This window comes from Vescimonas coprocola, assembly GCF_018408575.1.
In the GTDB taxonomy this organism is placed as follows: Bacteria; Bacillota; Clostridia; order Oscillospirales; family Oscillospiraceae; genus Vescimonas; species Vescimonas coprocola.
Window position 1 is genome coordinate 1315307 of record NZ_AP023418.1, and the last position, 19970, is coordinate 1335276.

Genomic DNA, 19970 nt, shown 5'->3' on the forward strand with positions numbered 1-19970 from the left:
ATGAGCATCATTCCCTATGTGATCGAACAAACCAGTCGCGGCGAACGTAGCTACGACATTTTTTCCCGGCTCCTCTCCGACCGAATTGTTTTTCTCGGTGAGGAAGTAACGGACGCATCCGCCAGTTCCATCGTCGAGCAGATGCTGTTTCTGGAAGCACAAGACCCAGACAAGGATATTCAGTTCTACATCAACAGCCCCGGAGGCTCGGTCACGGCCGGGTTTGCGATTTACGACACCATGCAGTATCTCAAGTGCGACGTGTCCACCATCTGCATCGGTCTGGCCGCGAGCTTCGGCGCTTTCCTGTTAGCAGGCGGCGCAAAGGGCAAGCGGATCGCACTGCCGAATGCGGAAAACATGATCCACCAGCCGCTGATCGCTGGGAACGGCGTACACGGCCCGGTCACGGATATTCAGATCGTGACCGAACAAATGCAGAAAACCAAACAGCGGCTGACCCGCATTCTTTCCGAGAATACGGGAAAAACCTTTGCACAGGTTGCCGCCGATACGGAGCGCGACAACTACATGTCGGCGCAGGAAGCCCTTGCTTACGGGCTGATCGACAAAATTATTGACAAGAGATAAGGAGAAACGCCATGTCAGAAAAGAAGATCACCATTCGTTTGGAAACCAAAGATGACTATCGCAATGTTGAAAACCTGACCCGCGAGGCCTTTTGGAATGTCTACCGCCCCGGCTGCATGGAGTACTATGTGCTGCACTGCTATCGGGATGACCCGGCATTTGTGCCGGAGCTGGACTTCGTCATGGAGCTGGACGGCGAGCTGATCGGGCAGGTCATCTACGTGTGGTCGGAAATCGACTGCGATGACGGAAGAAAGGTGCCGATCATGACCTTCGGCCCCATCGGCATTGCGCCCGCATACAAGCGGCAGGGCTACGGAAAGAAGCTGCTGGACTATTCCATGGAAAAAGCCAAGGAAATGGGTGCAGGAGCACTTGCCATCACCGGCAATATTGACTTTTACGGCAAGTCCGGCTTTGTGCCTGCCAAAATAAAGGGTATCCGCTATGCCGACGACCCTGAAGCGGATTATTTTCTCATCAAGGAGCTGACGCCCGGTTTTTTGGACGGTATCTCCGGCACCTACAAAGACCCAGTGGGATATTTTGTCTGTGAGAAAGACCCGGAGGGCTTTGAACGATTTGAAGCGACTTTTCCGAAGAAGGAAAAGCGGAAGCTGACAGGGGCAACTGTTCTGAACAGGAGGAAAAAAATGGCATCCGGTAAAGAGTATCTTCATTTCATTCTGGAACAGCTATCCGATCTGGACGATATTTCTTACCGTCCTATGATGGGAGAATTTATCCTCTATTACCGAGGTAAAATCGTCGGTGGAATCTATGATGATCGACTGCTTGTAAAGAAAACAAGATCCGCTCTGGAACTTATGCCTGCGGCAATCTGTGAGCTCCCGTATGAGGGAGCGAAAGAAATGCTGCTGGTGGATGAAGTTGATAGCAAAGTGTTTCTTACAGAGCTCTTTGAGGCAATGTTCGATGAATTGCCATCGCCAAAACGAAAGAACAACGGCATTGGAGGAATAACCGATGAACTATATTCGGATCACAAAAGAAAATATTGACAAGGAACATATCTGCTGCGCCATGTCCGGTAAGCAGAGCGTCGCAAAAAAAGAATGGCTGCGGCAGCGCTTTGATGATGGACTTGTTTTCTATCGCAGCGAAGAACGCGGTAAATGCTTTATCGAATACATTCCGGCTGAAAACGCATGGGTGCCTATTGAGGCAGACGGCTATCTCTACATTGACTGTCTCTGGGTATCCGGTTCCATGAAGGGACACGGATACTCAAATGATCTGCTGGAGGCGTGCATCCGTGATGCCAAGGCGCAGGGGAAGAAAGGTATTTGCATTCTGTGCGCGGAGGGCAGGAAGCGGGAATTTCTTGCTGACCCGAAATTCCTTGCCTACAAAGGGTTCCGTGTGGCAGACATATCCGACTGCGGGATCAATCTCATGTACCTTTCCATTGAACCGACTGCACAGATGCCGAAGTTCCGGGAATGCGCGAAGCATCCGGCGATTGAAGATAACGGTTTTGTTCTGTATTACACCGATCAGTGTCCCTACACCTATTATTGGGTACCAAGGGTGCAGGAGGTGGCGAAGGAACATGGTATCCCGTTCAAGGCCATCCATATCACTGACAAAGAATCTGCACAGAATGTACCCGCACCGGTCACGACCTATGCCCTGTTCCGGGACGGTCAGTTTCTGACACAGAGTATTCAGTCGGATAAAAAATTCCTGGCGCTGGCGGGCTTGTAAAACTGATTGTAGCGAAATGCAAGCATGCGATGCCGTCGAAAAGATAGCAGGAGGCAATAACCATTGCAATACGAAAAAGAAATTATCTTAAAGGACGGCGCGAAATGCCTTCTTCGCGGAGCGGGTGAAGCTGATGCCGCCGAAGTGCTCCGCACTTTTGATCTCACGCATGCAGAAACGGACTATTTTCTGACCTATCCGGAGGAAAATTCGTTCACCGTCCAAGAGGAAGCAAAATTTTTGAAGGCGCGCAGCGAAAGCAAAAAATGCCATCGAAATTGCGGCGTTCGTTGACGCCAGGATTGCCGGAACAGCGGGCATTGATCCGATTGATGACAAGGAAAAGATTCGCCATCGTGCGGACTTCGGCATCGCCATTGAAAAAAGCCTACTGGGGGGCGCGGCATCGGGAAGGCTCTTACGCTTGCGTGCATCGAATGCGCGAAGCAAGCGGGATACCTGCAAATAGAGCTGGAGGTCGTAGCAGAGAACGCATCTGCTGTCCGGCTGTATGAATCGGTCGGATTTCAGGAATATGGTCGCAATCCAAGAGGTTTCCGTGCAAGAAGCGGCTGGCAAACGCTTGTTCTTATGAGGCTTGAACTCGATTCTTAAGCACCCCTCGGTTTCATAACCCCGTCGGTGCCTTTCGCAGAAAGGCGGATTATACCTATGAACCTGCCATTGGAAGACCATTTGTACTTTTCCATCCAATCCCTACTTGTATCGTGTCCATTTTAAGAATGTACTGTGCGACACGCCCAATGCGATGGCGGCGGCTCTGGCTGAGAGCTGGCCGCTTTCCCATTTTTGACGCACATCTTCATATGACTCTGGCAAGGGCAGCGGCCTCCGCCCGAACTTCACGCCCCGGGCCTTGGCTGCTGCAATTCCCTCTGCCTGCCGCTTGCGGATCATCTCCCGCTCTGTCTGCGCCACATAGGATAGAATTTGCAGCACCAAGTCGGCGATGAAGGTACCCGTCAAGTCTTGGCCCCGGGCCCGCGTATCCAGCAGAGGCATGTCCAGAACAACGATGTCCACCCGCTTTTCCTTGGTGATGACTCGCCACTGCTCCAGAATCTCCCCATAGTTGCGGCCCAACCGGTCAATACTCTGAATGACCAGCAGATCGCCGGGGTGCAGCTTTTTTACGAGACGCTTGTATCGGGGACGGTCAAAGTCTTTTCCGGACTGCTTGTCCATGTAAATATTCTTTTTGGCGATCCCAAACGCCGTCAGCGCAATCATTTGACGCTGCTCGTTTTGCTCCTTTGACGAGACCCTCGCATAGCCATAGTTCATAATCCGACCTCCAATCCATTGAATGAATAGATTGTAAGCCAGCCGCCAAAATTTCCCGATTAACCCTTTTGAGATAATTATAACTCAAAAGGGTTAATCTTTTCAAGTGCATTCGGATATGCTTTCTCTATAAAAGGAGAAAGTACTATGAATATTGGAGAAGCTGTTAAAGAGAGAATTATAGAGTTATGTCGGGAGCGGGATATTTCCATCAACAAACTGTGCAACATGAGCGGTGTCACGCAATCGACTGTCAATAATATTGTCAGAGGACGCAACAACAGTGCAACGATTTCAACCATCAAAAAGCTATGCGATGGCTTGGGTATCACGATTCAGGAGTTTTTTGCGTCAAATCTGTTTACCGAGTTGGAGCAGGAGATCGAATAATATGGGCGGCGACTGCTACGATGCCGCCGCCTGACGTTATCTCTCCCAATGCTCTTTTTTCTTGGACTGATTTTGCGGAACTGTTCTCTGTTCTTTCTGCCGCCGCATAATGAGCTGTCGCACTTGCCGTTCTTCTGTGTCCTCTCCAAGCAGACGCGATGCTTCCTGCTTGGCGCTGAGCAGCACAATAAGAGATGGCTTCTCCTGCATGGTGTCCTCTAATTGCTTTTTGACTGCCTTTTCCAGCGCAGGGCGAATGACCTGCCGTGCTTTGTACAGCTCTACCGGGTCAAAATCCGCAGCCTGCGCTTTCAGTTCAGCGTATTCATCCAAAGCCTTATCCAACTCGGCAGAGTATTTCTGCTCCTGCGCCTCCAGCTTTTTTAGACCGGCCTCCATGGTGGCAATATCCTTGCGGAACGCCTCAGCGCCTGCATCCTCCGCATACTCAAATCTTTGCAAAAGGAGTGCCTTTTCGGAACGGAGTTCTTCCAAATCTTCTGTCAGCTCGGTAATGCAGACAGCCAGCGTTTTGTGGCGTTTCACATGGTATATTGGCAATTCCTTTTTCTCAGCAACCAGCGCTTTGCGCTCCTTGCTCTTTTTCTTGATTTGCTGCACCAGACCGGTGTAACGCTCCAGCTCCGGCTTCCATACGGCGAGAGATTTTTGAATATGCGATTTGCCGCTGCGAATATGCGAGAGCTGATAACAGAAGATCAGCACACGGCTGCGTAGCTTTTCCAGCCCTTCCGCAATGGCGGGGACAGTACGAGCGACCAGTGCGGCTAGCTTCTTGATTTCGGCTTTCAGCTCCCGCAGCAGCGCATTGTCCGCCCTGATCTGCCGGTTGATCTCGCAGCGGTCAGCAGATGATCCCTTTCCGCTCCAGCGCCCGTGCGGTCACTCCCTCATGGATGGTAGGCTGCTCATCCAGACCTCTGGCTGCGTTGCTGCGGTGGTCGATTCGCTCCGCCCGTCCGGCGCGCTCCAGATAGAGATTGGTCACATCCGCCCATGCAGCCCGCCATGCCGCAAGCTGCTCCTCACTGTTCCAGCGCTCGGAGATAGGGATTCTGTCTGCCGTAGCGGGTGCTTTTGGGGTGCTTATCTGCACGGGCAAGCCCCTGCGCATCGGCCTCGGAAGGAACCATATACACCTTCTTTTTGCCGACCTTGTAGGGATATTGTTTCTCCCATCGCTCGTTCTGTGCCGCCTTAAACTCAGCGGCAGTAAAACCTCGTTCCTCACCGTTTCTCATGCAGAGATATTCCTTCTCGGTCTTGTACTGCCAGTGTCCCTGCTCATCCAACGGGCGCACCGTCAAGAGAATGTGGGCATGAGGGTTGCGACCGTCGGTGTCGTGGATGGCTGCGTCGGCGCACATTCCATCGGCCACAAACTGCTCCCGGATAAATTCTTGCAGCAACTCAATCTGCTCCTCACGGTTCAGCTCTATGGGCAAGGCAACGACAAATTCCCGTGCCAAACGGCTGTCTTTGGCTGTCTCCACTTCCTCCACGGCGTTCCAGAGCTTTTCACGATCTTGCCATTCCTGCGGGGCATATTCCGGCAGAAACACTTCCTGCCAGACAAGTCCCTGTTTTTTTGTGTAGTCATGCTGTATCCCGTCGTAATCGTTATACAAGCGGGAGCAGCTCAGATAAGCGGAGGCGGCCACAGCGGAGCGTCCCGCACCCCGGCTGACCACCTTCGCTTCCAGATGGTAAATTGCCATTGTTCGTTCACCTCGTTTTCTTTTTTCTGTTTCTCTTTTGTAAAAGAGAAAATGGACGGGCTGAACGCCTGTCCATTTCTGCGGCAAAGCTGCCGGTGGCAGGTTTGCGCAGGCGGTTGGAAAATAGCGTCGGTTGAAGCGACGGTATTTGCCCAATCGCGCAGACGATGACAGCAGCATCCGCAAATGCTGTGGCATTGTCTGTCGCTTTCCGCAGAAAGCGACATCCCCCTCGGAGAGCGCACGATGCCGCAGGCATACCACCGCCCCTTCGGGGTGGTGAGTAAGTGCGCCCTTTGGGAGAAAAAAGAGGAAGGTCCCCGGTTTCCCGGAGACCTCCCAGCAGATTCAATCGTGCTGCGGCAGCTTCTGTATCAGATAATCCTCCAGTACAGTCGGCTCCATCGTCCGCACTTCTGGCAGCACCTTTTCCAGAATTGCGCCCTCCTGAATGAGCCTGCGTGTTCTGGCTTTGCGCTCCTTGACCCGATCCCGCGCCTGCGCTTCTTCCAACCGGTGCTGTGCCTGCAACAGTTTCTTTTCCGCATCTGTCATCATGCGAAAGCCCTCCTTATCTTCGTTTCTGCCAGACGATTTCATAGCCCAGCGCGTCGGCAAGCTGGACAGCTTCGACATAGCGCAGGGATTCCTGCTGGAGCTTATTGGACAGGTTTGATACGCTGTCAGACCAGCCGTGTTCGTCCCGCAGCAGATCGACCACCTCCTGCATGGTCATGCCCTGACGGACGATGTACGACTTGATCTCATTTCTCAGATTGGATTTCATCAACTTTTTACCTCCATTTTTCGTGATATTGGTTTTTGAGTAAGTGAACTGTGTGCGCTTTGCAGTGAAAAATCTGCCATGCCGCAAATCCGCTCAGATTTCCGTCCGTGATGCCCTGTTCACAACTTCGCCCTATCGGCTTCATCGTTCTGTGTGAGAGCATACGGAACGGCAGAATATGCCGCCGTCAGGTGCAGCGCCTTCGCGCTTCGGTAAATCACCGGATGGTGCAGTCCGTTCGACCTGCGGCAAAAATCTTCACGGATTTCACAAGCATTGATTTTGGAATAGCAAAATAGAGCCGTCGGTGTACGGTTTGGTACGGCAAGCCCGCCTTCTGTACGCTTCTGTACGCCGGTTTTGCGTACCGGCCGCCGATTTGGCGACAGATTTTACACGCTGCCGTGAAATGCTTTACGGTGCGCACAAGCAAAAGCGGGTTTTTTAGGATGGAATCAAAAACAGCCGTACAGAGTGTACGGCGTGTACGGCAATTTTGAAGTCCGTTTCTCGTTTTCAATACGGCAGCGGATTGACTACCTCAATGCCCATAAAGCCACGCACCCGCTTGCCGCCGACGTGGACATTGTTGGTGGCCTCCACGTTGTAAAGCCGCTCATTTTGTGCAAGCTCAGAGCTGACCCGGTTGGCAGACATGGGCTTCTGCGCATTATCGTCGCACCATCTTGTGTAGGCTTCATAGATCGCCTTGGAGCTGGCCTCGCTGTCTGCCCGAAAGCGGATATAGCCCTCGGATTGCAGAAACTCAATCACATTGTTGCTGCTGCGCTTGACCGTCTCCATATTTTCTTTGGCCTTTGAGCTGACTGTGAACTGATAGTTGTCCCCGATCAGCCGGTGCAGCCCCTCCAGACACCAGAGGAAGATGCCCTCCTTTTCCCGCAGCAGCTTGTCCACCAGAAACGGATCGTCTGCTCTGCCTGCGGGCCGGTCTTTGGTGGTCAGCACGATCTGGCGGCGAAAGAAACCGTCGGACTTGTCGTGTAAGGCGGTCAGCGCACCGTTGCCGAAGCAAAGAAAACGCACATAGAGCTGGCTTTGGTAGCTCTGAACGCCCTTGCGCTCCATATCCATCTTGCACTCGGAGGTCACGATGGACTTGATATAGTTGGTCTTGGGCAGAGCGCTCATATCCATATCGTCATCTACCATCAGGAGCTTGTTTTCCAAATCCGCACGGCTGAACCGGTTGCTCTCCACCTTCTGGATGCTGGTGGTATTCATGCTGTCGCCCAGCAGCGAGCGCATGACAAGACCGATGCGGCTTTTACCCTCGCCGCCCTTGCCGATGAGCATGAGCATCTTCTGTCCCTTGGTGGTTGGCAGCAGACAGTAGCCTAAAAACTCCTGCAAGGTGGGAATGTCCTCCGGTTGCAGCAGCTCGGACAGGAATTGCAGCCACTTTTTCGGAGTGGGCGCGTCAGGGTTGTAGGCAACCGTCAGTCGGTTGTTGCAGTAGCTCTTGACGGCGGTAAAGCTGCCGTCTATGAAATACGTTCCGTTGGAAACATGGATACGGTCGGTCTCAATGGGCAACGGCGGTGAATACGCTTGCAGCTTGATGCTGGCAAGCAGATTTGTCACAACTTTGGACAGTCCGGAGGTCAGAACTCCGGAGATTTCCTCCAGAATGAGATTACCGATCTGCCCTTCGTCCTCGATGAGACCGTCCACGGTGAACAGCCGCCCGCGCACACATTTCATGGGGTGCTTGTCCAAAAACTGCTGGCAGAACAGCACTTCATTGATATGCCTGCCATCGTACCAGTCAGGCCACGCCTGCGGTGTCATTTCCATCTTCCAATTCCTCCTTGTGAATTTCCTCTAATCTTCTTCGCAGCCTGTCCAGCTTGCCGTCTTCCATCTGGTGCTGCACCACTTCGGCGCGTTCATGGGAATCCCCGGCGCACAAAATATCCAGATAGTATTCCGTTTCATCGAGCTTGCGACAGGCTTCCGTAAACCGTGCGTGAACAGGTTGATCAGGTGACTGCGGCGCATACCGCACCTTCCAGTTCCGCAGCACACGGGCGTAATCAGACAGAACAGAAAAGCACAGCCGCTCGTTTTCCATGAGCTGCTGTGCTTCTGTTCGGATGCGTTTTGCGTGAAGCGCTGCTGCGCTGGGCGGCTTGTCCGGGCTGAGATGAAAATCTGTCATCAGCTTCCGTGCCGCATCGTAGGGTGAAAGCTGAAACAGCCTGCCCACAAAGTCGATCACATCCCCGTGCTCCCCGCAGGCGAAGCAATAATAGTGGTCGTCGGCCACATACAGGCTGGGATGTCGGTCATTGTGAAACGGGCAGAGGGCTTTGCCGTATCGGTTCACATCGATCCCGTACAGCTCTGCCGCTTCCCGCAGATTGATGTTTTCTTTTACGATTTCAAAAATACGCATGATACCTCCATTTCTGCGCAAAAACGGCGGCCTGCCCGATCTGGGGCAAGCCGCCGTCTGTGTCTTTTCTTATGATGTTTTGATTTCTTCCTCATTCTTGGCTTCTCGCAAGGCTTTCTTCCGTGCGCCCTGCCGCTTGATCTGTGCTGCATACCGGCAAGCATCGGAGCAGTATTTGACGCTGCTTCGTGTCGTAGGAAACACCTTGCCGCAGTTTTCACAGGTACACTCCCGGCTGCGGCTTTCTGCCGCCTCCTGCCGGTAGAATTTTGCCCGGCAGTTGGGGCCGCAGAACAGGGTGTTCGTCCGTTTGGATGCAAATTCCTGCCCGCAGCACTTGCAGGTCAGCATGAAAGGCTGACCGACAGCGTGTTCACCAGCCTTGATTTTCTGATACCGTTCCCGGCTTTTAATGCGATGTCGCTTGAGCTGCTCCTGCCGCTTGATTTCTTCCTCGGTCAGCTCCGGTGCGGGAAGCTCAAACTGCCCGATAAAGCGAAGGTGGATCTCCACCTCCTGCACCCGGTCACCGTCGATACGCTCCGGGGCGTGGACGATGATTTTCTCAATAAACTCGTTGATCATGGGTGTAGTCAGCTCGGAGAAGTCCGTGTACTTCCTTGCCAGCTCCAGAAACTGCTCCACACGGGCGGCGTCCTCCGCAAAAGCGGACAGCTTTTCTTCTGCTTCTGCGACAGAGGCTTGCAGCGCTTTCTGCTCGGCTTCGTAATCTGCCAGCAGACTGTCAAAGCGCTCATCGGTAATGCGCCCGACAGCAAAGGATTCATAGAGCTTTTTGATGATGGTGTCCAGCTCAGCAATACGCTTTTTGTCCTTGCTCAGCTTTCGCTTGGCATCTTTGGCCGCTTCCACCTGCCGGAGCTGGGAGGCAGAGCGCACCTTTTCCATAAACGCCGCCTGATTGGAAATTGCAAAGGTGCTGACCGTGCGGATGGTGTCCAGAATCAGGGTGCGCAGAGCTTTGGTCGTGATATAGTGGCCGCAGCAGGCGGCAGTTCTTTTCTGATGGGCGAGGGTATAGGAGGAACAATCGAAGAAGTCAGATGGATAGGGATTGTTCTCTGTGCCGCCTTTGGAGCGGTGGTTATACATCTTCTCGCCGCAGTCGGCGCAGTACAAAAGGCCGGTCAGCGGATTCGCTTCCCCCCCAGCGTGTCGATGCGCTTGGGCGTCTTGCGGAGCTTCTGGGCAAGCTCCCATGTTTCTCTGTCCACAATGGCCTCGTGGGTATCTTCAAAGATCAGCCAATCCTCCTTGGGATTCATTACGGCGTTTTTATCTTTATAGGACTGCTTGTGGGAGCGGAAATTCACCGTATGCCCCATATACTCCGGCTTGGAGAGGATCTGTCCCACGACATAGCCGCTCCAGTTATAGGGATTGGAAAATTCCTCTTTGCTTTTCCAGATGCCCTTGTTTTGCTTGCCGAAGTAGACCGCAGGGGTGTCGATCTTGTCATCGAACAGAATGCGGGCGATGTCATAGGGACCTTTGCCCTCGATGGTCAATCGGAAAATACGCCGCACCACGGCAGCCGCTTCCTCGTCGATCAGCCAGTGGTATTTGTTCTCCGGATCTTTCTTGTAGCCGTAAATGGCGCAGTTGGTGGTGGGCTTGCCGGATTCCCCCCCTTGACACGGATGGCGGTTTTCTGCTTGCGGCTCAGGTCGCGCAGATACCATTCGTTCATGATGTTGAGGAAGGGGCGCAAACTCATCGCTGTTCTGATCGTCGCTGTCCACGCCGTTGGCAATCGCCACAAAGTGGACGCCGTGCTGCCGGAAGAATACCTCCGTGTAAAAGCCGGTTTGCAGGTAATCACGACCGGCCCGGCTCATATCCTTGACAATGACATGGGCAACCTTTCCGGCCTCGATGTCCGCCACCAGCCGTTTCCATGCGGGACGGTCAAAATTACCGCCGCTCCATCCGTCATCGGTATAGTGGCGGCAGTTGGCGTAGCCTCTCTGCTGGGCATAGCTTTCGAGGTATTTTTTTCTGATTCACGATGGAGTTGCTATCACCAGCATTGTCATCGTCACGGCTCAGCCGCTCATACAGAGCGGTGATCTTTTCCTCAGTCTGTTTCATGCGCATTCGGCGCTCCTTTCAGACTGACGGCTCATTTGTGGTGCTTCCATTATACCACAAGTACCGTCATTTGTAACCCCCTCATTGCGGATCATCCGCAGAATCTTTTCCTCCATAGTCTCCGCTGCTGTTTCGCTGAATGCGACCCTTACCTTATAGGTGGTGCCGCCGATGCGCCGAATGATGAACTGTTCCTGTTGCGTTTGCTCCATAGGCTTCCTCCTTGCGTAATTTGCTGGTTTTTGATATAATAAATCCGGTTCCGTTGACTGTAAGCCAACCGTGTCTTTCTGTTGGTTTTCCATGCCCCCATATCCTCCTTTTCTTCGTTGATGGCTCGGAGAGTAACCTGTGTAACTTGCGTTAAGATTACTTCCTCTACTAATAGGAGAAATACGGGGTGTAAATCGGAACTGTTTTTTGAGAAAAAGAAAAATATTTTTTCGAGGAGGTGAAGCTGTCGTGGAATCATGGGAGGATGAACTGCTGTGGGATGATGATTTTTCCGATGAGGAAGAAGATACCGAGGAGCAAATAGAGGAAGCCGACCTTGAAATGGATGAGGATAGCTTCGCCGATTGGGAGGATGCGTCGGACGGTGCGCCGGAGAACGAATCGCTGGAGGAAGCGCTTGCAGAGGAACGCACGCTGGAGCTGGAAAGCGAGCTGGAGCAGGACGAGCATCCCAGAAACTATGCCGCCGAGCTGGAGGACGAGGAAGAGGAAGCCGCGCCCACCAGCGAAAAAACGGCTCAAGCGGGAAATTCGCGCAGAGGCTGTGCGGCGGCTGGAGGAAGCAGCCCGGACGGAATCGGATTTTTTGACTGTGGTAGACGAGTGGAACAAGCTGGACAGAAATCGGGAACGCCGGGAGCGTGACCACGAAAACCTGCGCGGGGATGTGCCGTTGGAGTTTCAGGCCGTGCCAGAGCCGAGAATTGCTCCCCTCTGGATGAATCTGCCAAGGTTCCGCCAGCTCTGTCAGGGAAATTTTCTCGACATCATCTTCTCCTGTCCCTACGAGCTGCATGAGCTGACAGCAAACCGTTTTCTCTCCAAGCTCTTCTTCACCCTCAGTGATGAACAGAAGGAGGTACTGTATTACCTGTTCGTCAAGCAATACAGCACCACAAGGCTTGCTGCCATCCGTGGGCAGTCCGACCGGAATATCCGAAAGTTGCGTATGACCATTCAGAAAAAGCTGCAAAGGCGGATGTATGAGCATCTGAGTGAAAAGCTGGAAAGGGACTACAGCATTACTCTGCGGGAGCGCGAGTTCGTAGAGGAATATGAAGCACTGCTGCAAACCATGGGCAAAGATGCCGTGATCCGCCGGGAAAACAAAACCAAACCGAGAAAAAAGAAAGCCGCCCTTGACGATGACAAGGACGGTTGATACAATAGTAATACGGTTAATATATAGTTGGATTACGAGTTGAGAGGAACAGCGCCATGAAGAATCTCTTTGAGCAGTCCCGTTCCCATTGGGTACGGTATGACCGCTATGAACTGAAAACAGCCGCAGACGGCAAGCGGTATATCACGCCGGGGAAGAATGCCAAGCCCGACATATATAATCCCTTGAAGGAAGCGCCGGGAATCGTGCTGGATGCGCTGAATGTGGGAATGCTGATGATGAACCGCAGCCCGGAGGACGAGGTGCAGAAGGCCATTCTGGAATTTGTAACCCATTACGGTCTGCTGGGCCTGATGACAGCGCTGCCCACCACGCCGTCCTTTCATGGATTATGAGGCGGTCTATCTGCCGAAAAACCACTTTCATCAAGGCAGAATCCATGGAAACCGAGGACTATCTGGCGCTATTCTATCCCTTTGACCAGCTGGATCTGGTCAAGAAGGGCGTGAGTCCAGATGGAGCGTGTCCGGCGACAACATGATGGTGGCGCTGACCATGACCTTTCATGCGAGTGAACCCATGGCGAAAGAAACCATGAGCTTCCAGCGAGAGTATGCTGAAGCCTATGACTGGGTGGCGCAGCAGTTCAAGGACTGGGCCTTTACGCTGACCACATCTATTTCTGTACTACAACGACTACGACCTGCATCGATGAGGATACACGGAAATCTGTATCGCAAAGGCCATGGCTGCCTTTCGGCGGCATTGCGCCCAGCTATCATATTGAGCTGTTGGACAAAGCCGACCATCTATTGGGATTTTCCACTCCCTGCTGCTGGGCATCCAGATGATGTTCAGCTTCCTGCTGGTGGATGGAGAGAAGCCCCTGCGGCTGTGCAAGCACTGCCAGAAGGTGTTTCTGAGCAGTCGCTCCAATTCCGCATTTTTGCAGTCCCCCGCTGCAAGAATCAGTATAATGTCTATAAGAGCAGAGAAAAAAATAAGGGGCAGGACGGTGAGAATGATGATTGACCGCTGGATCGCAGAAGCGACCGAATGTGATTTCAAGGTCGCGCTGGAGGTAAAGAAGCCGAAAAGCTGGCTCAAAAGCGTCAGTGCGTTTGCAAACGGAATTGGCGGTACGCTGTTTTTTGGTATTGATAATGACAGAAATGCTGTCGGCTTAGACGATGCACAGACCGATGCAGAGGCAATCAGCCGGTTGATCAAAGAGCGTATCACGCCTTATCCGAGTTTTGTCCTCGCACCGGAGCGGGAGGACGGCAAGGACATTCTTGTGCTGTCTGTGTCAGCAGGGCGCTCCACACCGTATTACTACAAAGCGGACGGCATTATGGAGGCGTATATCCGCATCGGCAATGAAAGCGTGATCGCCCCGTCCTATGCGCTGAACCAACTGATTCTCAAGGGAATGCACCGCACTTATGACGAACTGGTTTCCGAGTATGATTTCAAGGATTACGCTTTTTTCCAAGCTGCGCGAACGGTATAAGGCTTGGACGGGCAACAGCATGGAAGAAAAGCTGTTCGATTCCTTCGATATGCGGGACGAACACGGCAAGCTGACCAATGCGGGCGCTTTGCTTGCAGATGATTCTCCCATCCGGCATTCCCGCCTGTTCTGCACACGCTGGAACGGCCTTGATAAAAGCGGCGGCATGGTGGATGCACTTGACAGCGCAGAATTCTCCGGTAGCCTGATCATCCTGCTCAATGAGGGTGTCAGCTTTGTCAAGCGGAATATGAAAACGCGCTGGAAGAAAACTGCCGATTCTCGTGTTGAGATGCCCGACTACTGCGAACGAAGCGTTTTTGAGGCGCTTGTCAATGCGCTGATCCACCGCGACTATCTGATATTGGGCAGCGAGGTACACATTGATATTTACGATGACCGCCTTACCATTTATTCTCCCGGTGGTATGCCCGACGGTACGCGAATACAGGAACGAGACCTGTCCAGCATTTCCTCCACACGACGCAATCCCGTCCTTGCAGATATTTTCGGCAGATTGGGCTATATGGAGCGGCAGGGCAGTGGTTTTAAGAAGATCACGGAATCCTATCATGCCGCCCACAACTACCGTGCTGAGTTGGAGCCTAAATTCTACTCGGATGTTACCTCATTCCAAGTGACGCTGTACAACCTGAATTATGGGCAATCCATTGATAAAACGAGTATTTCGGATGAAAACCAGTTGTTTGATGAGCAGAAAGCAGTTGTTTCTGAGAAAAACCAGCTGTTTGAAACATTCCTTTTAGGGCTGAAAGCGAAAGCAAGCACCAAGGAAACAATGCTAAAGCTGTATCATAAATTTGGTTTTGACGCTGCATTTGCACGAGCGGATATTATGAATCTCGCGGGTGTAACCTCCTCACCGGCAGGTGCATTGATAGATAAGCTCAAAAGCGCAGGACTAATAGAACCTGTTGCCGGTCAAGGCAAGGGCAAATATAGGTTCGTATTGCCCAAAGAATAAGAGAACGCCCGTTATCGGCCATGCAGCCAATAACGGGCGTTCATCAGTTATATACAAGTTCAGTCAGAACAATTTCCTCAGCACGGCTGCGGATGCTGTTCATGCGGCGCACCCATTCCATTTGGTCGGCGGCTTTGAGCGCTTCGGTCACATCTTCCTGCCTTGCCATATCGGAAACGATGATTGCCATACGCTCGTTGCAGGCTTGGTCGATCTCGGCAAGGTGCCGATGCAGCGTTCCGCTTGTGAGCAGGCTTGCATAGAGAACCGGACGATGTTCTTTCAGATAGTTGCGGCGCATACGCCCGTACTTGCCGATCTGGTATTCTGGTTCGTCCGGCAGCGCAAGGTTCGGGATAAGATAATCACCCTCCTGACGGTAAGTGCCGCCCATTTCCTCAAATAGAGATTTCATAAAGTTCAGCTCCTTTTTGTGTTGATTTGCAGCGGTTATAAGTTTTTTGTCTCCTTTCCTACAACTGCTGTTCCATTCACCACAAATGAGCCGCAGTCATATGTATTAGGTGGGAGAAACCACCCTCTACATAGTAACTCTTGATTGGAAATGGAATTGCTTTCGCCTTGCAGCTCGTCCTCATGGGATAGTCTTGGGTAAAGGGCGGTAATTGGTTGTTGGTTGGTCTGTCTTAACATAAAATCCTCCGTTTCCGACAGCCAGCCCCACTATTCCGTACCTTGATTGTACCACATGGGGCGGCTGTCTGTATAGCGGCAAAAGCGTCAAATCTGCTTCTTTATGGTCGGTCAAATCGCCGTTTTTTGTGTAGCAGCTTCCGCTTCCAGCACTTTCATCATCTTGTCGGCTGCGGTGTCGGTTGCGCCCTGCTTGAAGAAGCCGGAAACGGTAAGGACGGAGTTGCCCATGCGGATTTCCGTCACACAGTCCGGGCGGCGGTCTGTTTTGGTGGTGCTTGTCTGTTTCGTTTCTGTCATAGGCTCTCCTTTCGCTGCTTCATCAGTTGCTTTAAGCGTTCCAGCTTTTCCTGTGCGGTTTCCTTTCGGAAGTTGCTGCCCGTGAAGCGGACGGGGGCGCACATGGAAGTCAGCCTGTCATAGATACGGGCGTGGGGCGTGTCCTGCGGGTGCTGCAATTCCTCCAGCGTGAGGTTGGTCGTGGCGATCAGCGGCTTGCCGCTTCGGTAACGGCTGTCAATCACGCTGTAAACCTGTTCCAGCCCGTATTCTGTTCCTCGCTCCATACCGAAATCATCAAGTATCAGCAGAGGGTAGCTGCAAAGGCGGGAAATATATTCGTTCCTGCCCTCAAAGCTGGCGGCAAGGTCACCCAGTATCGTTGCAAAGTTTGTCATGCAGACGGCAACCTCTTTTTCCATAAGGGCGTTGGCGATACAGGCGGCAAGGTAGCTTTTTCCCGTCCCCACGCCGCCCCAAAACAGGTAGCCGATATTTTCAGCCTGCATGGTTTCCCAGCTCTCCACATAAAAGCGGGCGGTTTCGGTCTGCGGGTTTCTGCCGTTGTCATGCTCAAATGTCCAGTTCCGCATAGCAGGGTCGGTAAAGCCCCGGCGTTTCAAGTCCTCCACTTTTTCAAGGTGCTTCTGTCGGCTTTCGGCGGCTTGCTGCTTTTCACGGGCTGCCCGCTGGCAGTCGCACTCTGCCGGGTGGCGGTCACGCCCGAAACAAGTCTTTCCCTCTGCAAAATAGGCTTCTTTGGGCGTATGGCACTTACCGCAGTATAAAAGCCCGTCCTCGCCTGTGTAGTCCTCCGCTTCGGCGGTAGTGGCTGTAATGTCCGTAATCATAGCTTCAATTCCGTTTTTCATAAGCTCTCGCCCTCCTTGCATGAATAATCGGGTATGCCCTGTTTCGGGGCAGCCTTGCCTTTGGCAGCGTCCTCCTGCGCCCACTTGTAAATGGTGGCTGCATGGCTGTGGTACTGTTTCCCGGTGGAAGCGATATGGCAGGAAAGCCGGTCAATATAATACTCCCACTTGTCGGGCAACTCTGTTTTTAGCCCGGAAAGCTCTGTATCGGTCAGTATCACATTGTTGTATCTGCCATAAGCGGCGGGGGCGGGGTGTCCCGTTTCTCCCTCTCTCTCTTTTTCTATCTCTATCTCTTTCTCTAACTCTATCTCTATCTCTGGTGGACGAATGTCGGACAAATGTCCGCCTTTTGTCCGGGGCGGTAAAAGTGCCTTGTTTTCCAGTCTTGCAGCCCGTTTCCGCTCGGCTTCGGTAGAGGACTGTCCTATCATCAGCTCAATGTCGGTCATATAGAAAGCCCCGCTGTCAAGCTGCTCCACAAGCCCCAACTGCCGGAAAATCTCTAAAGCCCTCTCAACCGTCCCTATCTGGTGGCGGGTCAGTGTCGCTATCATCTGCGCTGTGTAGGGGATATGCTCGTCAAGCTGCAATTTCCCGCCGTTTTTCAGCGATTTTAAGTACAGCTTCAAGAGGATATTGGAGTATAAAATCCCGTCTTTCATATCTTCCAGCAGCACAATGGAGTCGCTGTCAAAAAAGTTCTCTTTCAGCTTGAGGTAGTAATACTTGCGGTTATCTGCCATTGTCCCTGTCCTCCTTTTTCCGGCGTTTGGAGTAGTAGTGGGGGCAGAGTATGATAACCGCCCGGAAGCTCTGCTTGCAGCTATGGGTACAGCCCCGGCAGAGGTCATTGTATGTGATACGATCGCAGGTGGAATTCCCGACTTTCACTTGCCGCAGGAAAAAAGACCATTCCAGCCGCCGTTTCTTGCTCATTCTTGGCATGGGTGCGCTCCTTTCTGCCGTTTCCGCTGGTGTGGCGGTATCGGCGGTAATTCTGTATCATCTCGGTATCATTTTCGGGTTTTTTCTGCCCTATAAGCCCGTTAAAAAATCCTTTGGTATTTGCGGATAGGGTACGGGGCAGCCCCCTTGTTCTGTATAGGTTCGGGTACATTTTGGGGCGGTTTTTATCGTTCCTGTTCCTGCCTTTTCACAGGCTTGCGCTCCCGGTGTAAAATCTGGTCGATATTGCCCTTGACAGTCTGTAAGCGGCGGTATTCCTCCCGTTTTGCCCGGTAATCGTTGTAGCCGCTGTTTTTCTCTTGGATAAGGGTTTCAATCTCTGCTTGCAGGGCTTTATAGCTCGGCAGCTTGGAAATGCCGTTTTCCCTGAAATAGCGGGCGGCTGCGTCTGCTATGATAAAGTCGCTTTCGTACTTCTGACGGTAGGCTGCTTTTGCTTTGGCGTTTTTCTGCTGTTTCAGCCCGTCCCGGACAGGGCGGGTCTTGGAATAGGCAAGCACCTGCCGTTGCAGCTCCTTTTTCCCGTTCAGCGTCTTTTCCATCTGCTTCAGCTCTGTAAGGCTTTCCCGCATGGCGGTATAGGCGGCAGAACAGGCTTCGTCCAGTTCCTCCGGGGAAGAAAAGCCGTACTGCTGATAGGCGGTAACGGTAGCTGCCATTTGCTTTAGGTTGTGCTTTGCCGCCCAGCGGTCATAGCCCACGCCCTTGCCCTCGGCTCGCTTGGCTTCCCGGTCAACCATGCGCTGCAAGGTGTTGTCTGCCGGGGTGGTTTTTGTGGTTTTTTCCCCTTGTGACAGCTTTTTAACCGCGGCAGGGTATTCGAGTATGGCTTTGCTCTGTTCGGCGGCTCTGTGGGCGTTCTGCGTAAGCAGGACAAGGACAGCAGCCTTGTCAAAATCGTCCCCCAGCTTCCGGGCTGTGATAGGCTTTGTCCTGTCCGGCGTGAGGTAGGAAAGCCGCCCCCGGCTCTCCTTGACGGTCACACCCTCCCGCAGCAAAAGGGAAGAAAATTCGTCAAAGCTGCCAGCTTGGGAAAGTGCCTGCCGTATCGTCCGGCGCAGCTTCGCCTTGTCCGTTTCAAACTTGGTGGGCTTGGTCGGCTGTCCTGCGGCTTCTCTGACAGCGTTCTCTTTATCAAGGGCAAGCTGTCCTTTCTTTGCCGCCCAGTATTCCCGTTCGGTTATCCGTTCCTTGCTGCCGCTTAGGAGGTCGATTTGGTAAAGCCCCTCCCGGTGGCACATCTCCATGACTTCACTCTTGAAATATTCCATAGCGGCGTTGGTGCAGCGGTGCTTGCAGCCCTCCCGTGTGTCGGCTGGTCTGTCCATGTAGGGCAGAAGCGGGACTTCATAAATCCGCAGGGAGTTGATGACGATATGCACATGGATATTGCCGCTGTGGTTATGCCCGTCCGGGTGGGTGCAGACTAAGGCTTGGTGTCCGGGGAAATGCTCTTTACAGAACTGCTCGCCCAGCTCCTGCGCCCGGTCTACGGTCAAGCCGTTGTCTGTCCCGTCCCGTGGGTCAAAGCTGATGATATAGTGGTGGCTTTTCACATCTTCCCGTTTTTGGTTTTTCTCATAGCGGAGATTAGCCCGCATACAGGCAACAGCGAAATCCTCGCCCCCACAGTTGAGGGAAGAAATGCGGTAATCCTCCCTCGGTATCAGCCGCCCGTTTTCATCAAGGGTGGGCTTCATGGTAAACTCGTCATGCTCAAATGTGAGATAGGCTTCCGCTGCGCCATAGTCCGCATTTTTAGAGCTGATATGTTTGAATGTTGCCAACAGCGTCACCCACTTTCTGCAAGACTTCAAACTTTAGGGCAGCAAGGTCGGAAACCGCCGCCCGTACCTCCCCGGCAAGCTGCGGGTAGGGGCTGTGCCACTCGTTCAGCGTCCGGGCTATCTGGTTTAAGTTGCCGCCGATCCTGCCGTATTCGGCGGTCAGCTTCCCGACAGCGGCAAGCAACTCGTCATTGACGGGGGAAACGGTTATGATGGGGCGTATGGCTGCCCCGGTTATGGCTTGCCGGATAAACTCGGCTTGGCTCATGTTGTAAGCAGAAAGCCTTTCCGCAAACTCGGCGTATTCTTCCTCGGTCATGCGTGTCTTGACTACCCGGCTGCGGTGCGGCGTGTTATATCGTTTTCGCATGGTAAAACCTCCTTCGGCTGTGCGTGGTGTCCTCTCACTAATAGGAGAAAAACAGGGTGTAAAGCGGAACTGTTTTTGAAAAATCCGAAAAATTATTTTGAGGGATTTTCCAG

General features: G+C 52.8%; 28 protein-coding genes and 3 pseudogenes. 13 read left to right on the top strand and 18 right to left on the bottom strand.

Annotation, left to right across the window (positions count from 1 at the left end; genetic code table 11):
• From KJS28_RS06430 to KJS28_RS12785, 6 genes and pseudogenes are all read left to right on the top strand, one after another.
• The gene (locus tag KJS28_RS06430) at positions 1-591 is read left to right on the top strand and encodes an ATP-dependent Clp protease proteolytic subunit (protein WP_213540300.1); all 591 of its coding nucleotides are present in this window, start codon (positions 1-3) and stop codon (positions 589-591) included.
• 11 nt (positions 592-602) lie between these two features.
• A pseudogene (locus KJS28_RS12700) lies at positions 603-1001 on the top strand (GNAT family N-acetyltransferase); the annotation flags it as partial.
• Between the two features lie 243 nt (positions 1002-1244).
• Positions 1245-1613 carry a TfoX/Sxy family protein gene (locus KJS28_RS06440; protein WP_213541553.1) on the top strand — a complete coding sequence of 123 codons (369 nt, stop codon included), beginning with the start codon at positions 1245-1247 and terminating at the stop codon, positions 1611-1613.
• On the top strand, positions 1579-2319 hold the full coding sequence (locus tag KJS28_RS06445; RefSeq protein WP_213540301.1) for an N-acetyltransferase: 741 nt from the start codon (positions 1579-1581) through the stop codon (positions 2317-2319). Before KJS28_RS06440 ends, KJS28_RS06445 begins: the two co-directional genes overlap by 35 nt.
• A 63-nt stretch (positions 2320-2382) precedes the next feature.
• The gene (locus KJS28_RS12780) at positions 2383-2613 is read left to right on the top strand and encodes a hypothetical protein (RefSeq protein WP_407701736.1); all 231 of its coding nucleotides are present in this window, start codon (positions 2383-2385) and stop codon (positions 2611-2613) included.
• A gap of 111 nt (positions 2614-2724) precedes the next feature.
• Positions 2725-2934, top strand: coding sequence for a GNAT family N-acetyltransferase (locus KJS28_RS12785; RefSeq protein ID WP_407701758.1), 210 nt, complete (start codon positions 2725-2727; stop codon positions 2932-2934).
• A 102-nt stretch (positions 2935-3036) separates the two neighbouring features.
• Here the strand turns inward: KJS28_RS12785 and KJS28_RS06455 are convergent, their stop codons facing one another.
• The gene (locus tag KJS28_RS06455) at positions 3037-3624 is read right to left on the bottom strand and encodes a recombinase family protein (protein ID WP_213540302.1); all 588 of its coding nucleotides are present in this window, start codon (positions 3622-3624) and stop codon (positions 3037-3039) included.
• Positions 3625-3771: 147 nt separating this feature from the next.
• Here KJS28_RS06455 and KJS28_RS06460 point away from each other — a divergent pair, with 147 nt between their 5' ends.
• Positions 3772-4014: a helix-turn-helix domain-containing protein gene (locus tag KJS28_RS06460; RefSeq protein WP_213540303.1), complete on the top strand. Its 243-nt coding sequence runs from the start codon at positions 3772-3774 to the stop codon at positions 4012-4014.
• Between the two features lie 36 nt (positions 4015-4050).
• On the opposite strand, the gene KJS28_RS12890 is transcribed toward KJS28_RS06460, so the two are convergent.
• From KJS28_RS12890 to KJS28_RS06495, 9 genes and pseudogenes are all read right to left on the bottom strand, one after another.
• The gene (locus KJS28_RS12890) at positions 4051-4740 is read right to left on the bottom strand and encodes a hypothetical protein (RefSeq protein WP_456341193.1); all 690 of its coding nucleotides are present in this window, start codon (positions 4738-4740) and stop codon (positions 4051-4053) included.
• Between the two features lie 139 nt (positions 4741-4879).
• Positions 4880-5131: a MobA/MobL family protein gene (locus KJS28_RS12895; protein ID WP_456341194.1), complete on the bottom strand. Its 252-nt coding sequence runs from the start codon at positions 5129-5131 to the stop codon at positions 4880-4882.
• Positions 5061-5753, bottom strand: coding sequence for a MobQ family relaxase (mobQ, locus tag KJS28_RS12900; RefSeq protein WP_456341195.1), 693 nt, complete (start codon positions 5751-5753; stop codon positions 5061-5063). Before mobQ ends, KJS28_RS12895 begins: the two co-directional genes overlap by 71 nt.
• Before the next feature lie 348 nt (positions 5754-6101).
• Positions 6102-6308 (bottom strand): DUF3847 domain-containing protein, encoded by a 207-nt coding sequence (locus KJS28_RS06470; protein ID WP_071441856.1) that lies wholly within the window; start codon positions 6306-6308, stop codon positions 6102-6104.
• 16 nt (positions 6309-6324) lie between these two features.
• On the bottom strand, positions 6325-6540 hold the full coding sequence (locus KJS28_RS06475) for an LLM class flavin-dependent oxidoreductase (protein ID WP_213540304.1): 216 nt from the start codon (positions 6538-6540) through the stop codon (positions 6325-6327).
• 516 nt (positions 6541-7056) lie between these two features.
• Positions 7057-8358, bottom strand: a complete 1302-nt coding sequence (locus tag KJS28_RS06480) for a DNA primase family protein (protein ID WP_213540305.1) — start codon at positions 8356-8358, stop codon at positions 7057-7059.
• A complete protein-coding gene (locus KJS28_RS06485; protein WP_071441610.1) occupies positions 8330-8959 on the bottom strand; it encodes a CHC2 zinc finger domain-containing protein in 630 nt (209 codons plus the stop codon). Before KJS28_RS06485 ends, KJS28_RS06480 begins: the two co-directional genes overlap by 29 nt.
• Before the next feature lie 69 nt (positions 8960-9028).
• Positions 9029-11077: pseudogene (locus KJS28_RS06490) on the bottom strand (DUF4368 domain-containing protein).
• On the bottom strand, positions 11068-11283 hold the full coding sequence (locus tag KJS28_RS06495; RefSeq protein WP_112091114.1) for a transposon-encoded TnpW family protein: 216 nt from the start codon (positions 11281-11283) through the stop codon (positions 11068-11070). The pseudogene KJS28_RS06490 and the gene KJS28_RS06495 overlap by 10 nt, the downstream one beginning before the upstream one ends.
• Positions 11284-11533: 250 nt before the next feature.
• On the opposite strand from KJS28_RS06495, the gene KJS28_RS12790 reads away from it, so the two are divergent.
• From KJS28_RS12790 to KJS28_RS06510, 6 genes are all read left to right on the top strand, one after another.
• A complete protein-coding gene (locus KJS28_RS12790; RefSeq protein ID WP_407701737.1) occupies positions 11534-11950 on the top strand; it encodes a hypothetical protein in 417 nt (138 codons plus the stop codon).
• A complete protein-coding gene (locus KJS28_RS12795) occupies positions 11892-12467 on the top strand; it encodes a sigma-70 RNA polymerase sigma factor region 4 domain-containing protein (protein WP_407701738.1) in 576 nt (191 codons plus the stop codon). Before KJS28_RS12790 ends, KJS28_RS12795 begins: the two co-directional genes overlap by 59 nt.
• 56 nt (positions 12468-12523) lie before the next feature.
• Positions 12524-12823, top strand: a complete 300-nt coding sequence (locus tag KJS28_RS12905) for a hypothetical protein (protein WP_456341196.1) — start codon at positions 12524-12526, stop codon at positions 12821-12823.
• A 142-nt stretch (positions 12824-12965) separates the two neighbouring features.
• Entirely contained in the window at positions 12966-13460 is a 495-nt protein-coding gene (locus KJS28_RS12910; protein WP_456341197.1) for a hypothetical protein, read from the top strand.
• Positions 13450-13941 carry an AlbA family DNA-binding domain-containing protein gene (locus KJS28_RS12800; protein ID WP_407701739.1) on the top strand — a complete coding sequence of 164 codons (492 nt, stop codon included), beginning with the start codon at positions 13450-13452 and terminating at the stop codon, positions 13939-13941. Before KJS28_RS12910 ends, KJS28_RS12800 begins: the two co-directional genes overlap by 11 nt.
• 19 nt (positions 13942-13960) lie before the next feature.
• Positions 13961-14926, top strand: coding sequence for an ATP-binding protein (locus KJS28_RS06510; protein ID WP_407701740.1), 966 nt, complete (start codon positions 13961-13963; stop codon positions 14924-14926).
• Positions 14927-14969: 43 nt separating this feature from the next.
• On the opposite strand, the gene KJS28_RS06515 is transcribed toward KJS28_RS06510, so the two are convergent.
• From KJS28_RS06515 to KJS28_RS06545, 8 genes and pseudogenes are all read right to left on the bottom strand, one after another.
• The gene (locus tag KJS28_RS06515; protein WP_213540307.1) at positions 14970-15341 is read right to left on the bottom strand and encodes a TnpV protein; all 372 of its coding nucleotides are present in this window, start codon (positions 15339-15341) and stop codon (positions 14970-14972) included.
• A gap of 137 nt (positions 15342-15478) precedes the next feature.
• Positions 15479-15580: pseudogene (locus tag KJS28_RS12915) on the bottom strand (recombinase family protein); the annotation flags it as partial.
• Positions 15581-15691: 111 nt separating this feature from the next.
• Positions 15692-15880, bottom strand: a complete 189-nt coding sequence (locus KJS28_RS06520) for a transposon-encoded TnpW family protein (RefSeq protein WP_002569233.1) — start codon at positions 15878-15880, stop codon at positions 15692-15694.
• On the bottom strand, positions 15877-16731 hold the full coding sequence (locus tag KJS28_RS06525) for an ATP-binding protein (protein WP_002569234.1): 855 nt from the start codon (positions 16729-16731) through the stop codon (positions 15877-15879). Before KJS28_RS06525 ends, KJS28_RS06520 begins: the two co-directional genes overlap by 4 nt.
• Complete coding sequence (locus KJS28_RS06530; RefSeq protein WP_002569235.1) at positions 16728-17477, bottom strand: phage replisome organizer N-terminal domain-containing protein; 750 nt, start codon at positions 17475-17477, stop codon at positions 16728-16730. Before KJS28_RS06530 ends, KJS28_RS06525 begins: the two co-directional genes overlap by 4 nt.
• Positions 17467-17679, bottom strand: a complete 213-nt coding sequence (locus tag KJS28_RS06535) for a hypothetical protein (protein ID WP_002569236.1) — start codon at positions 17677-17679, stop codon at positions 17467-17469. The genes KJS28_RS06530 and KJS28_RS06535 overlap by 11 nt, the downstream gene beginning before the upstream one ends.
• A 185-nt stretch (positions 17680-17864) precedes the next feature.
• Complete coding sequence (locus KJS28_RS06540; protein WP_002569237.1) at positions 17865-19487, bottom strand: relaxase/mobilization nuclease domain-containing protein; 1623 nt, start codon at positions 19485-19487, stop codon at positions 17865-17867.
• A complete protein-coding gene (locus KJS28_RS06545) occupies positions 19459-19857 on the bottom strand; it encodes a plasmid mobilization protein (RefSeq protein WP_002569238.1) in 399 nt (132 codons plus the stop codon). Before KJS28_RS06545 ends, KJS28_RS06540 begins: the two co-directional genes overlap by 29 nt.
• Between the last annotated feature and the right edge of the window lie 113 nt (positions 19858-19970).

Coding starts and splice junctions, on each gene's coding strand:
- KJS28_RS06430 (WP_213540300.1), top strand. CDS start 1: ATGAGCATCATTCCCTATGTGATCGAACAAACCAGTCGCGGCGAACGT.
- KJS28_RS06440 (WP_213541553.1), top strand. CDS start 1,245: ATGGCATCCGGTAAAGAGTATCTTCATTTCATTCTGGAACAGCTATCC.
- KJS28_RS06445 (WP_213540301.1), top strand. CDS start 1,579: ATGAACTATATTCGGATCACAAAAGAAAATATTGACAAGGAACATATC.
- KJS28_RS06455 (WP_213540302.1), bottom strand. CDS start 3,624: ATGAACTATGGCTATGCGAGGGTCTCGTCAAAGGAGCAAAACGAGCAG.
- KJS28_RS06460 (WP_213540303.1), top strand. CDS start 3,772: ATGAATATTGGAGAAGCTGTTAAAGAGAGAATTATAGAGTTATGTCGG.
- mobQ (WP_456341195.1), bottom strand. CDS start 5,753: ATGGCAATTTACCATCTGGAAGCGAAGGTGGTCAGCCGGGGTGCGGGA.
- KJS28_RS06470 (WP_071441856.1), bottom strand. CDS start 6,308: ATGACAGATGCGGAAAAGAAACTGTTGCAGGCACAGCACCGGTTGGAA.
- KJS28_RS06475 (WP_213540304.1), bottom strand. CDS start 6,540: ATGAAATCCAATCTGAGAAATGAGATCAAGTCGTACATCGTCCGTCAG.
- KJS28_RS06480 (WP_213540305.1), bottom strand. CDS start 8,358: ATGGAAATGACACCGCAGGCGTGGCCTGACTGGTACGATGGCAGGCAT.
- KJS28_RS06485 (WP_071441610.1), bottom strand. CDS start 8,959: ATGCGTATTTTTGAAATCGTAAAAGAAAACATCAATCTGCGGGAAGCG.
- KJS28_RS06495 (WP_112091114.1), bottom strand. CDS start 11,283: ATGGAGCAAACGCAACAGGAACAGTTCATCATTCGGCGCATCGGCGGC.
- KJS28_RS12905 (WP_456341196.1), top strand. CDS start 12,524: ATGAAGAATCTCTTTGAGCAGTCCCGTTCCCATTGGGTACGGTATGAC.
- KJS28_RS12910 (WP_456341197.1), top strand. CDS start 12,966: ATGATGGTGGCGCTGACCATGACCTTTCATGCGAGTGAACCCATGGCG.
- KJS28_RS12800 (WP_407701739.1), top strand. CDS start 13,450: ATGATGATTGACCGCTGGATCGCAGAAGCGACCGAATGTGATTTCAAG.
- KJS28_RS06510 (WP_407701740.1), top strand. CDS start 13,961: ATGGAAGAAAAGCTGTTCGATTCCTTCGATATGCGGGACGAACACGGC.
- KJS28_RS06515 (WP_213540307.1), bottom strand. CDS start 15,341: ATGAAATCTCTATTTGAGGAAATGGGCGGCACTTACCGTCAGGAGGGT.
- KJS28_RS06520 (WP_002569233.1), bottom strand. CDS start 15,880: ATGACAGAAACGAAACAGACAAGCACCACCAAAACAGACCGCCGCCCG.
- KJS28_RS06525 (WP_002569234.1), bottom strand. CDS start 16,731: ATGAAAAACGGAATTGAAGCTATGATTACGGACATTACAGCCACTACC.
- KJS28_RS06530 (WP_002569235.1), bottom strand. CDS start 17,477: ATGGCAGATAACCGCAAGTATTACTACCTCAAGCTGAAAGAGAACTTT.
- KJS28_RS06535 (WP_002569236.1), bottom strand. CDS start 17,679: ATGCCAAGAATGAGCAAGAAACGGCGGCTGGAATGGTCTTTTTTCCTG.
- KJS28_RS06545 (WP_002569238.1), bottom strand. CDS start 19,857: ATGCGAAAACGATATAACACGCCGCACCGCAGCCGGGTAGTCAAGACA.